The following is a 12,148-nucleotide window of genomic DNA, read 5'->3' on the forward strand; positions in this document are numbered from 1 at the left end:
GAAGAAAAAGTCGATCACCATGGGTAAAGGATGTTAAAAAGTGTTCACCATGTCCCCGAACACCTGTCTACCATGTCCCCGGACTGTACACCCGCCAGCGGGAGAGGGAATATTTAGAGGGTGCAGCCCGCACGGTTTGTTCCCTCTCCCGCGAAGTGGGAGAGGGCCAGGGTGAGGGCAATAACCATCACGTCACCGGCGCCGGATTAAACACCGCCAGCTGATTACGAATCCCCCAACGATCCGACCATGTCTGCTTGCGCCCGCTGGCAATCTCCAGAATCAACTCAAACAGTCGCCAACCGACCTGTTCAATACTCTCTTCGCCCGTTGCAATAGTTCCGGCATTAATATCCATCAAATCATGCCAGCGTTCGGCCAGCGCATTACGCGTTGCCATCTTGATTACCGGAATGGCGGCCAAACCGTAAGGTGTGCCGCGTCCGGTGGTGAAAACCTGCAAGGTAATGCCCGATGCCATCTGCTGCGTGCCACACACGAAATCGCTGGCTGGCGTGGCCGCGTAAATCAACCCGCGTTTGGTGGGGCGCTGTCCTGGCGACAACACTTCAACAATTGGACTGCGACCTGACTTAGCAATCGAACCCAGCGCTTTCTCCACCACATTCGCCAGCCCGCCTTTTTTGTTGCCCGGCGAGGGATTGGCGCTGCGATCGGTTTGGCCCTGGCTGAGGTAATCGTCATACCACGCCATCTCTTCCAGCAGCCGTTTGCCAACCGCTTCATCCACCACGCGCGGCGTCAGCAGATGGATAGCATCCCGCACTTCGGTCACTTCCGAGAACATTACCGTTGCGCCGCAGCGCACCAGTAAATCAGAAGCAAATCCCACGGCGGGGTTCGCCGTTACGCCCGAGAAAGCGTCGCTGCCGCCGCACTGCGTGCCGATCACCAATTCCGATGCTGGACAGGTTATGCGCTGACGTTGATTAAGCTTTTTCAGATGGCGTTCGGCGACCTGCAGGATTTCATCCACCATCGCGCCGAAGCCCACCAGCCGCTCATCCTGCAATCGCACAATGTCGTTGTCATCCAGCGAAATGGCCTGCACATCCGGTGTGCCGGTCAGCAGACGTTCGGGCTGTAACTTCTCGCAGCCGAGGCTGACGATCATCACTTCGCCACCAAAATTGGGATTCAGCGCCAGGTTATGAATGGTGCGAATCGGCACCACCGCGGCGGGCGCATTGATTGCCACGCCGCAACCGTACAGATGATTCAGCGCCACCACGCCATCGACATTGGGATAACGCGGCAGCAAATCACGCTCAATGATCTGCACTACATAATCCACCACGCCCGCCACGCAGTGAACGCTGGTGGTGATGCCGAGCAGGTTGCGCGTGCCCACGCTGCCATCTGCGTTGCGATAGCCTTCGAAGGTATAACCTTCCAGCGGCGGCAGCGCGGGCGGCACATTGTTTGCCAACGGCAAACTGTGGAGTGGCGGCGCTTCGGGCAGCGCTACCAGTGATTCTTCAATCCAGCTACCTTGTGGGATGGGGCGCAGCGCGTAGCCAATCACTTCACCGTAGCGCAGGATCGCGCTTGCTTGCGGGATATCGCTGAGCGCGACTTTATGTCCCTGCGGCACATGCTCAGTCAGTTGCAGTCCGTCGTCGAAACGGGTGCCGGACGGTAATCCCTGATTGTTGACCACGATCGCCACGTTATCGGCATCGTGCACTTTGATATAGAGCGGTTTTTCTGTCAGAGGACGGTTCATTGCTCACCTTCCAGTTCGTCGCACCGTACGTAGCAGCGCGGTTTAAAATACGTCCATCACGTCATCGTTTTTTGCCAGCCTCAGTATATGCAGGGGTATTTGCCGTATGCATTGTGCAACTGACTGGCTTTAAGGAGATTTATCAGGGGAATTTGGTTCGTTTATCCAAACACAAGTGAAGGGACTCACAAACTGCCGTTATCCTGTACGTTAACCAGGCAAAATCAGGGAGCAAAAAAGCGTTCCGTGAGCCACGCCGCAGCGTTATGTGCAGATGCCATAAAATCATTCTCTTTCACCCTTAATCCTCATGCGTTCTTCCAGTGTTTCGCCGCCAGGCTGTTCCTATACTGATTCTCGTTCTTCAACGTTAGGTTATTCGTCACGACGCATCATCGTATTGCCAAATATAAAAATCGCCGTGTTTAACCCGACTTCATTCTGATACCCAACGCGATGTGTATGCAGTCAGAGTGGATGTAGCGTTCGCTATATTTCAGGAGTCCATCATGAATAGTTTCAGCCAGACAGCGGAAGCAGTGCAAAAGCGCACTAATGCCCGTTACTGGATTGTGGTGATGTTATTTATCGTCACCTCGTTCAACTACGGTGACCGCGCAACCATTTCGATTGCCGGTTCGGCGATGTCCAAAGAGATCGGCCTCGATTCGGTCGGCCTGGGCTATATCTTCTCCGCCTTTTCCTGGGCGTACGTGATTGGGCAGATTCCGGGCGGCTGGCTGCTCGACCGCTTCGGCTCGAAACGTGTCTACTTCTGGAGCATCTTCCTCTGGTCGCTGTTTACTTTGCTGCAAGGCTTCGTCGATCTGTTCAGCGGTTTTGGCATTATCATTTCGCTGTTCCTGTTGCGCTTCCTGGTCGGTCTGGCTGAAGCGCCATCCTTCCCCGGCAACAGCCGCATTGTTGCGGCCTGGTTCCCGGCGCAGGAGCGCGGCACCGCCGTCGCAATCTTTAACTCGGCGCAATACTTCGCCACGGTAATCTTCGCGCCGATCATGGGTTGGCTGGTCTCCGAAGTGGGCTGGGCGCACGTGTTCTGGTTCATGGGCGGATTGGGCATCATCCTCAGCTTTATCTGGCTGAAAGTGATCCACGATCCCACCGATCATCCGGGCGTTAACAAAGCCGAGCTGGAGTACATGGAGCAGGGCGGCGCGCTGATCAACATGGACGTCAAAAAGGATGCCCGCAAAGTGAGCTGGAGCGAGAAGTGGTTCCAGATCAAACAGCTACTGACCTCACGCATGATGCTGGGCATCTATCTCGGCCAATACTGCGTCAACGCCTTAACCTACTTCTTTATTACCTGGTTCCCGGTGTATCTGGTGCAGGCGCGCGGCATGTCGATTCTGAAGGCCGGCTTTATTGCTTCGATTCCTGCGGTGTGTGGCTTCCTCGGCGGCGTATTGGGCGGCGTGATTTCTGATTACCTGATGCGTAAAACCGGTTCGCTGAACATCGCGCGTAAAACGCCCATTGTGCTCGGTATGCTGCTCTCCATCTCGATGGTGATGTGTAACTACACCGACACGGAATGGGTGGTGGTGTTCTTTATGGCGCTGGCATTCTTCGGCAAAGGCATTGGTGCGCTGGGTTGGGCGGTGATGGCAGATACCGCACCGAAAGAGATCAGCGGTTTGAGCGGTGGCTTGTTCAACATGTTCGGTAACTTCTCAGGCATCGTCACGCCAATTGCCATCGGTTACATCATCGCCACCAGCGGATCCTTCGAGGGCGCGCTGATTTATGTCGGTATCCATGCCTTTGTCGCCGCATTTAGTTTCCTGGTGATTGCCGGCGATATCAAACGCGTTGAACTGAAAACCAGGCCATAAGGACGGAATATGACTACGCAAAGCACGCCGGTCATCACCGATATGCAGGTGATTCCGGTTGCCGGTTACGACAGCATGTTGCTCAACATCGGTGGCGCGCACAGCGCCTGCTTCACCCGCAATATCGTGGTGCTCACGGATAGCGCGGGACACACCGGCGTCGGTGAAGCGCCGGGCGGGGAAACCATCTACCAAACGCTGGTTGAGGCGATTCCGCAGGTAAAAGGTCAGCAGGTTGCCCGCATGAATCGTCTGGTGCAGCAGGTGCACAAAGGCAATCAGTCGGCGGATTTCGATACCTTCGGCAAAGGCGCGTGGACCTTCGAGCTGCGCGTCAATGCGGTGGCCGCGCTGGAAGCGGCGCTACTGGATTTACTCGGCCAATGTCTCGGCGTGCCGGTGGCGGAACTGCTCGGTCCGGGCCAGCAGCGCGATGAGGTCACGGTGCTCGGCTATCTGTTCTATCTCGGCGATCGTCGCAAAACCGATTTGCCGTATCTGACCGGCGAAAATGCTAGCCACGACTGGTATCACTTGCGTCATCAGGAGGCGCTGACGCCGGAATCTGTGGTGCGTCTGGCGGAAGCGGCGCAGGACAAATATGGCTTCAAAGATTTCAAACTCAAAGGCGGCGTGCTGCCGGGCGAGCAGGAGATTGAGTCGGCGGCGGCGCTAAAAAAACGCTTCCCCGATGCGCGCATCACCGTCGATCCCAACGGTGCCTGGACGCTGGATGAAGCCATTCGCTTGTGTAAAGGCATGGGCGATGTGCTGACCTACGCCGAAGATCCGTGCGGTGCCGAGCAGGGCTATTCCGGCCGCGAAGTCATGGCCGAATTCCGCCGTGCGACGGGGTTGCCGGTCGCCACCAACATGATCGCCACCAACTGGCGCGAGATGAACCACGCGGTGATGCTCAATGCCGTCGACATCCCGCTGGCCGATCCGCACTTCTGGACGCTGAGCGGTGCAGTGCGCGTGGCGCAGCTGTGTGATGACTGGGGGCTGACGTGGGGCTGTCACTCCAATAACCACTTCGATATTTCACTGGCGATGTTCACCCACGTTGGCGCCGCTGCGCCGGGTAAACCCACCGCGATTGATACGCACTGGATTTGGCAGGAGGGCGATCAGCGCCTGACCAAAGAGCCGCTGCAGATCCGCAACGGCAAAATCGCCGTGCCGGATAAGCCGGGCCTCGGCGTCGAGCTGGATTGGGATCGCCTGCATCAGGCCAACGCGTTGTACAAATCACTGCCAGCGGGCGCACGTAACGACGCCACCGCGATGCAGTATCTGGTTCCCAATTGGTCATTCGATCGCAAGCGTCCAGCCTTTGGTCGCGGCTAAGTTTAAGGAGCAGGAAATGAGTCAGACACCGAAAATAACATCGCTGCAGGTCATTCCGGTGGCCGGTCACGATAGCATGTTGCTTAACCTGAGTGGCGCGCATTCGCCGTTCTTTACCCGCAACATCGTCATCATTAAAGACAATGCCGGACACACCGGCGTCGGTGAGATTCCGGGCGGCGAAAAGATTCGTCAGACGCTGGAGGATGCGGCGGCGCTGGTGGTGCAAAAAACCGTTGGCGAATACAAGAACATCCTCAACCTGGTGCGCAGCACCTTTGCCGACCGCGATTCCAGCGGACGCGGCAACCAAACCTTTGATTTGCGTACCACCATTCACGTGGTTACTGGCATCGAAGCGGCGCTGCTCGATCTGCTGGGACAGCATTTGGGCGTGAACGTCGCCTCGTTGCTTGGCGATGGTCAGCAGCGCGACCGGGTAGAAATGCTCGGCTATCTGTTCTACGTCGGCGACCGCAAGAAAACCTCGCTACCGTATCAGAGCCAGGAAAATGACAAATGCGATTGGTATCGCCTGCGCCACGAAGAAGCACTGACGCCGGATACGGTGGTGCGCCTGGCGGAAGCGGCCTATGAAAAATATGGCTTTAACGATTTCAAACTGAAAGGCGGCGTGCTGCGCGGTGGCGAAGAGGCCGAAGCGGTGACGGCGCTGGCGAAGCGTTTCCCGCAGGCGCGTGTGACGCTCGATCCTAACGGCGCCTGGTCGCTTAACGAAGCGATTCTGCTCGGTAAGCAGCTGAAAGGTGTGCTGGCCTATGCGGAAGATCCGTGCGGTGCTGAGCAGGGCTATTCCGGTCGCGAAGTGATGGCGGAATTCCGCCGCGCCACCGGCATGCCGACCGCCACCAACATGATCGCCACCGACTGGCGTCAAATGGGCCACACGCTGTCGCTGCAGTCGGTCGATATCCCGTTGGCCGATCCGCACTTCTGGACGATGCAGGGTTCGGTGCGCGTGGCGCAGATGTGTCACGACTTCGGCCTGACGTGGGGCTCGCACTCTAACAACCACTTCGACATCTCACTGGCGATGTTTACCCACGTTGCCGCCGCCGCACCGGGTGCGATTACCGCCATCGATACCCACTGGATTTGGCAGGAAGGCAATCAGCGCCTGACCAAAGAGCCGTTCCAGATTAAAGGCGGCATGGTGCAGGTGCCGCAAAAACCGGGTCTCGGCGTCGAGCTGGATATGGATCAGGTGATGCAGGCCAACGCGCTGTATCAGAAACACGGTTTAGGCGCGCGTGATGATGCGCAAGCCATGCAGTTCCTCGTACCGAACTGGACCTTTGATAACAAGCGTCCGTGCCTGGTGCGCTAACTTTTCCGGCTCCCCGCGCGGGAGCCTGCTGTAACCGACAGGAGTGAAGACAATGAGCAATGCCTGGCCGAACCCTTTTCGTCGCCGTCTGCTGGCAGGAGAAACCCTGATTGGCAGCTGGTGCGCGCTGGCTAATCCCCTTACCACTGAAGTGCTGGGCCTGGCGGGCTTTGACTGGCTGGTGCTGGATGGCGAACACGCGCCGAATGACATCACCACCTTCGTGCCGCAGCTAATGGCACTGAAGGGCAGCCACAGCGCGCCGGTGGTGCGTCCGCCGTGCAACGAACCGATCATCATCAAGCGCTTGCTGGATATCGGCTTCTACAACTTCCTGGTGCCATTTGTGGAAACCGAGGAAGAAGCGATTCGCGCGGTGGCATCTACTCGCTATCCACCGGCGGGCATTCGCGGTGTGTCGGTTTCACACCGCAGCAACATGTACGGCACGCTGCCGGATTACAACAGCACCATTAACGACAACATCACGGTGCTGGTGCAGATCGAAACGCAACAGGCGGTGGACAACATCGATGCTATCGCCGCGGTGGAGGGGGTCGATGGCATCTTCGTTGGGCCGGGCGATCTCTCGGCCGCGCTCGGCTATCTGGGCCAGCCTGCGCATCCCGAAGTATTGAAAGTGATTAAACACGTCTTCGAACGCGCCAAAGCAGCGGGGAAACCGAGTGGCATTCTGGCGCCGGTGGAAGCCGATGCGCGCCGCTATCTGGAGTGGGGTGCCAGCTTTGTGGCGGTAGGCAGCGATCTGGGTGTGTTCCGTAACGCCACGCAGGCGCTGTGTGACAAATTTAAAAAATAACTGACTGAGAGGAAAGGCAATGAAAATTGGATTTATCGGCCTCGGCATCATGGGCAAACCGATGAGTAAAAACCTGGTGAAAGCCGGTTATTCGCTGGTGGTGCGCGACCATAATGTTAGTAACGAAGCAGAGTTGGTGGAGCTGGGCGCCACCGTGGCCAAGACGCCAAAAGAGGTGGCTGAACAGGTGGATGTGTTGATCACCATGGTACCGAACTCGCCACAGGTTAAAGAGGTGTGCCTCGGTGCTAACGGCATCATCGAAGGCGCGAAGCCGGGCCTGATCGTTATCGACATGAGTTCCATTGCGCCATTGGCCAGCCGCGAAGTGCATGATGCGCTGGCGGCGAAAGGCATCAAAATGCTCGATGCGCCAGTCAGCGGCGGCGAGCCGAAAGCGATTGAAGGCACGCTGTCGGTGATGGTGGGCGGTGATAAAGCGGTGTTTGATCAGTGCTACGACATCATGAAAGCGATGGCGGGTTCGGTGGTCCACACCGGTGACATTGGTGCGGGGAATGTGACTAAGCTGGCAAATCAGGTGATCGTGGCGCTTAACATCGCGGCGATGTCAGAAGCGCTGTCACTGGCGACCAAAGCGGGCGTTAATCCTGAGCTGGTTTATCAGGCGATTCGTGGTGGTCTGGCAGGCAGCACCGTGCTGGATGCCAAAGCGCCGATGGTGCTGGATCGTAACTTCAAACCGGGCTTCCGCATCGATCTGCATATCAAAGATCTGGCCAATGCGCTGGATACCTCGCACGAGATCGGTGCGCATCTGCCGCTGACTGCCGCAGTGATGGAGATGATGCAGGCGCTGAAAGTGGATGGACAGGGCACTTCCGACCATAGCGCGCTGGCCTGCTATTATGAAAAATTAGCGAAAGTTGAGATCACCCGGTAGTGCAATCGTCCGGCGTCTACGGATGTCGGGCGGCTCGCTGCCTTCGCAGGACGGATGTCCGTCATCAACCGCGCTGGATTGCCTATGAAAATTGTCATCGCACCGGATTCATATAAAGAGAGTTTATCCGCCCTGGAAGTGGCTTCGGCGATTGAAGCGGGATTCCGCGAGATCTTTCCCGAAGCTGAGTACGTGAAAATACCGGTTGCCGACGGTGGTGAAGGCACGGTTGAAGCGATGGTGGCGGCAACGCAGGGAAACATTGTCCGGCTGACGGTTACTGGACCGCTCGGCAAGCCAGTGGAGGCGTTCTACGGTTTGTCAGGTGATGAGCGTACCGCATTTATCGAAATGGCGGCAGCCAGCGGGCTGGAGTTAGTGCCCGCGGCACAGCGCGATCCGCTGATTACCACCTCGTTCGGCACCGGCGAGCTGATCAAAGATGCGCTCGATCGCGGTGTCGATCACTTCATTATCGGCATTGGCGGCAGCGCCACCAATGATGGCGGTTCCGGCATGATGCAGGCGCTGGGCGCACAACTGCTGGATGAGCACGGCAAGCAAATCGCCTACGGCGGCGGCGCATTACCGCAGCTGGCGCGCATCGATATCGAACAGCTGGATACGCGTATTAAGCAGTGTCGCTTTGAAGTCGCCTGCGATGTCAGCAATCCGCTCACCGGTGATGAGGGCGCTTCGGCGATCTTCGGTCCGCAGAAAGGCGCGACGCCGGAACTGGTGCAGCAGCTGGACAAAGCACTGGAACATTACGCCACCCTGATTCATCGCGATCTGGATATTGATGTTTTACACATTGATGGTGGCGGCGCGGCGGGCGGCATGGGCGCGGCGCTGCATGCGTTTTGTCAGGCCGAGTTACGCAGCGGCATTGAGATTGTCACTGAAGCCTTGGGCCTGGCCGAGCAGGTGAAAGATGCCGATCTGGTGATTACCGGCGAAGGGCGCATTGATAGTCAAAGCATTAACGGCAAGGTGCCGATTGGTGTGGCAAAGGTCGCGAAGCAGTTTAATAAACCGGTGATTGGCATTGCCGGAAGTTTAACCGCGGATGTCGGCGTGGTGCACCAACATGGGCTGGATGCGGTGTTCAGCGTGCTGTTTAGCATCTGCTCATTGGATGACGCGCTGGCCAACGCGGCGCAGAACGTGCGCCTGACGGCGCGCAATGTGGCGGCGGTGATAAAGCTGGGGAAAGGGAGATAGTTTTCCCTCACCCTAATCCTCTCCCAGAGGGAGAGGGAACCGATCCGAGCGATGGAATAAGTTTGCACGTAACTTCAGCATGCTCAGGGCAACTCCCTCGCCCGCTTGCGGGAGAGGGCTGGGGTGAGGGGAAAACCGCACCGCACTAACCCAACGCCAATAACTTCCTCGCTTCACGCGCCACGTTCGCCATCTCATCGCTCAACTCCAGCAGCTCCGGCTCCAGCGCGTCGATATCGCTCTCCTGATGCAAACTCTTCTCCAGCTGCTGACACAGCTGCTTCAGGCGCGGCACGCCGCTGTAGCTGGCGCTGCCGTGCAGCTTGTGGATAATCTCGCGCAATCCCACCACATCATTGCTCGCCATGGCACTCTCTACGCGCTCTTCCACTTCCGGCAGGAAATCGAGCAGCATTTGCAGCAAATCGCGGGCTAAATCGGGTTTATTGGCGGCCTGACGTAGCGCCAGCGTCCAGTCCAGTGACGGCGCCACGTGCAGCTGTTGCGGCTGTGGCATGACCCGGTTCGGCGCGTAACGCTGCAGCAGTTGGCTCAGTTTGTCCTCATCAATCGGCTTCGCCAGATAGTCATTCATGCCTGCGTTGATGAGCTGCGCACGTTCGCCATCCAGCGCATGCGCAGTAACGGCGACAATCGGTGTGGTGGCGTGCAGCGGCAGGCTGCGGATGATTTCGCTGGCGCGGATGCCATCGATATCCGGCATCTGAATGTCCATCAGAATCACGTCCAGCTTGTGCAGGCGCGCCTGGCGAATCGCCTGCTCGGCGTTATCACACAGAATGATGTGCTGCACCTGCTCCTCCAGCAGTGCGCCAATCAGTTTCAGGTTGGCGGGATTGTCATCCACCGCCATTACCGTCAGCGGCTGACGTGCGCCGCGCGGCAGCGCATCGCTTTGCCAGTCATGTAAGTCCAGCAGCATCGGCAGCAAGCGCGTCAACGAAACCGGTTTGGCGATACACCCGGCAATGCCGCGCGCCCGTAAGTCATCGGCAAACAGCATCATTTCACTCGGCAGCGCCAGCAACACCGAATCGGCGCGCGCATGCAGACGTTTAATCAATGCATCCGGCAACGTCGCAGGATGCGGCTCGGTGACCGGCAAACCCATCAGCAGCAGCGGGAAGTGCGTCTCGGGCATCTCTTCCAGGCTGGAGAAGTGCTGCACCTGCAGCGGCGTGATGCTTAGCATCTCCTGCACCGCTTTCGCCACCGCTGGATATGGCTCGATATACGCCAGCGGCGTGGCGCGCAAATCGTCCAACATGCGCGGAATGGCTGGTGCATTGGGATTGAGATCGAGATGAACGTGCACCCAGAAGGTCGAACCCTGATTCGGGCGGCTGTGGAAGGCAATTTCGCCGCCCATTTCGCTCACCAGTTTCTGCGTGATTACCAACCCTAAACCGGTGCCGCCATGACGGCGCGTAATGCTGGCATCGGCCTGACGAAACGCCTGGAATAGCTGGGACTGCTGCTGTTCAGAGATACCGATGCCGGTGTCATGCACCTGAATCTCCAGCTCGACGCGCGTAGTGTTGATGCTGCGCAGCTCAACGCGCAAATCGATATGACCGTGCTCGGTGAATTTAATCGCGTTACCAATCAGGTTAATCATGATCTGCTGCAGGCGCAGCGGATCGCCAATCACATTATCCGGCACCTGTTTTTCCAGACACACGGTAATTTCCAGCCCTTTGTCATGGGCAGATGGCGCCAGCAGCACCAGCGTTTCATCCAGCGTGGCGCGCAGCGGGAACGGGATCGACTCTAGCACCAGCTTGCCGGCTTCCAGTTTCGAGAAATCGAGCACGTCATTAATGATGCTCAGCAGGTTATTCGCCGAACGCTCGATGGTGCTCATGTAGTCGCGCTGGTTGGTGCTCAGCCCGGTTTTTAACATCTGACGGGTAAAGCCAATTACGCCGTTCAGCGGCGTACGCAGCTCATGCGACATGTTGGCGAGGAACTCCGATTTGATGCGCGCCGCTTCCTGCGCGCGCTTCTTCGCCAGATCCAGCTCGACGTTCTGAATCTCCAGCTGCTCCAGCGTTTCACGCAGATCGTAAGTCGCCTGATCGATGTTCTGCTGCATCTCTTCGTGATAGGCGGTGAGCGACATTGCCATGGCGTTGATGCCGTTTTTCAGAATGCTCAGCTCGCCCAGCATGTAGCCATCGACGCGGCTGTCCAGCTGGCCACGACGAATGCGGTCCACGGTGGTAACCATATTGCGAATGGGACCGGTGACGTCGCGCATCAGGCGATAGGCAAACAGCATGGCGATGCACAGGCAAAACAGCAGCAGCAGCGTGGCGACAAATACTTCTTTGTACTGCTCCAGCCGCACTGATTGCAGATCCAGTTCGATCGCCACATAACCCAGCGGATTCCCGGCTGGTTTGGCATCTTCGCCCGGCAGCTCATCCACCGAATAGCGTTCAGAGATAATCGGCGTGCGCAGAATCATAATCGTGCCTTGCCGCTCCACCGAGACGCCATCTTCCAGCGTGGAGATGTCCTCTTTTTGCAGTAGCGCCAGATTCTGATTGTTATTCGAGGTGACGTAGACGTGATTGTTGTTGTCGAAAATGGTGATGGCACGGACAATATCGGAGTGGCGGCGATGCAGCAGACTAACTAACTCGCGAATCGCATCGCGGTTGTGCCACGTCATGCCGTATTCACTGGAGACCGCCAGCGGTTCGATGATGTTCGCTCCCGCATCGTGCACCTGATGCTGTAATTCATTGTAGCGGTGCACCACAAAGAAGGTACTGAGCAGCAGACCAATCATCAGCGTTGGCGCCAGTATCAGAATCATCATTCGCGCCCGCAGGCTGTATTTGGTCATAATTGTGGCCTGGCGACTCCTGGC

8 protein-coding genes are annotated in these 12,148 nt (G+C 57.5%); 6 read left to right on the forward strand and 2 right to left on the reverse strand.

The window, feature by feature from the left end:
- Window positions 1-187: 187 nt before the first annotated feature.
- The gene (gene garD, locus DEU53_RS21510) at window positions 188-1,747 is read right to left on the reverse strand and encodes a galactarate dehydratase (RefSeq protein ID WP_110868300.1); all 1,560 of its coding nucleotides are present in this window, start codon (window positions 1,745-1,747) and stop codon (window positions 188-190) included.
- Between the two features lie 509 nt (window positions 1,748-2,256).
- Here garD and DEU53_RS21515 point away from each other — a divergent pair.
- The 6 genes from DEU53_RS21515 (at window position 2,257) to DEU53_RS21540 (ending at window position 9,249) form a co-directional block, all read left to right on the forward strand.
- Window positions 2,257-3,603 carry an MFS transporter gene (locus DEU53_RS21515; protein WP_110868301.1) on the forward strand — a complete coding sequence of 449 codons (1,347 nt, stop codon included), beginning with the start codon at window positions 2,257-2,259 and terminating at the stop codon, window positions 3,601-3,603.
- A gap of 9 nt (window positions 3,604-3,612) precedes the next feature.
- Window positions 3,613-4,953 carry an enolase C-terminal domain-like protein gene (locus DEU53_RS21520; RefSeq protein ID WP_110868302.1) on the forward strand — a complete coding sequence of 447 codons (1,341 nt, stop codon included), beginning with the start codon at window positions 3,613-3,615 and terminating at the stop codon, window positions 4,951-4,953.
- A 16-nt stretch (window positions 4,954-4,969) separates the two neighbouring features.
- Window positions 4,970-6,301, forward strand: a complete 1,332-nt coding sequence (gudD, locus tag DEU53_RS21525) for a glucarate dehydratase (RefSeq protein ID WP_110868303.1) — start codon at window positions 4,970-4,972, stop codon at window positions 6,299-6,301.
- A gap of 52 nt (window positions 6,302-6,353) precedes the next feature.
- Complete coding sequence (gene garL, locus DEU53_RS21530) at window positions 6,354-7,121, forward strand: 2-dehydro-3-deoxyglucarate aldolase (protein ID WP_101762587.1); 768 nt, start codon at window positions 6,354-6,356, stop codon at window positions 7,119-7,121.
- Between the two features lie 19 nt (window positions 7,122-7,140).
- The gene (gene garR, locus DEU53_RS21535) at window positions 7,141-8,025 is read left to right on the forward strand and encodes a 2-hydroxy-3-oxopropionate reductase (RefSeq protein WP_064738030.1); all 885 of its coding nucleotides are present in this window, start codon (window positions 7,141-7,143) and stop codon (window positions 8,023-8,025) included.
- Window positions 8,026-8,109: 84 nt separating this feature from the next.
- A complete protein-coding gene (locus tag DEU53_RS21540) occupies window positions 8,110-9,249 on the forward strand; it encodes a glycerate kinase (protein ID WP_110868304.1) in 1,140 nt (379 codons plus the stop codon).
- A gap of 145 nt (window positions 9,250-9,394) precedes the next feature.
- Here the strand turns inward: DEU53_RS21540 and barA are convergent, their stop codons facing one another.
- Entirely contained in the window at window positions 9,395-12,124 is a 2,730-nt protein-coding gene (barA, locus tag DEU53_RS21545) for a two-component sensor histidine kinase BarA (protein WP_110868305.1), read from the reverse strand.
- Window positions 12,125-12,148 lie beyond the last annotated feature (24 nt).

Origin of the sequence: Pantoea sp. AG1095 (genome assembly GCF_003208415.1) — a bacterium.
In the GTDB taxonomy this organism is placed as follows: domain Bacteria; phylum Pseudomonadota; class Gammaproteobacteria; order Enterobacterales; family Enterobacteriaceae; genus Pantoea; species Pantoea leporis.

Bases quoted from the DNA above. Each gene is read 5' to 3' on its own strand.
- garR (WP_064738030.1), top strand. From the start codon at position 7,141: ATGAAAATTGGATTTATCGGCCTCGGCATCATGGGCAAACCGATGAGT.
- garL (WP_101762587.1), top strand. From the start codon at position 6,354: ATGAGCAATGCCTGGCCGAACCCTTTTCGTCGCCGTCTGCTGGCAGGA.
- DEU53_RS21540 (WP_110868304.1), top strand. From the start codon at position 8,110: ATGAAAATTGTCATCGCACCGGATTCATATAAAGAGAGTTTATCCGCC.
- DEU53_RS21520 (WP_110868302.1), top strand. From the start codon at position 3,613: ATGACTACGCAAAGCACGCCGGTCATCACCGATATGCAGGTGATTCCG.
- gudD (WP_110868303.1), top strand. From the start codon at position 4,970: ATGAGTCAGACACCGAAAATAACATCGCTGCAGGTCATTCCGGTGGCC.
- garD (WP_110868300.1), bottom strand. From the start codon at position 1,747: ATGAACCGTCCTCTGACAGAAAAACCGCTCTATATCAAAGTGCACGAT.
- barA (WP_110868305.1), bottom strand. From the start codon at position 12,124: ATGACCAAATACAGCCTGCGGGCGCGAATGATGATTCTGATACTGGCG.
- DEU53_RS21515 (WP_110868301.1), top strand. From the start codon at position 2,257: ATGAATAGTTTCAGCCAGACAGCGGAAGCAGTGCAAAAGCGCACTAAT.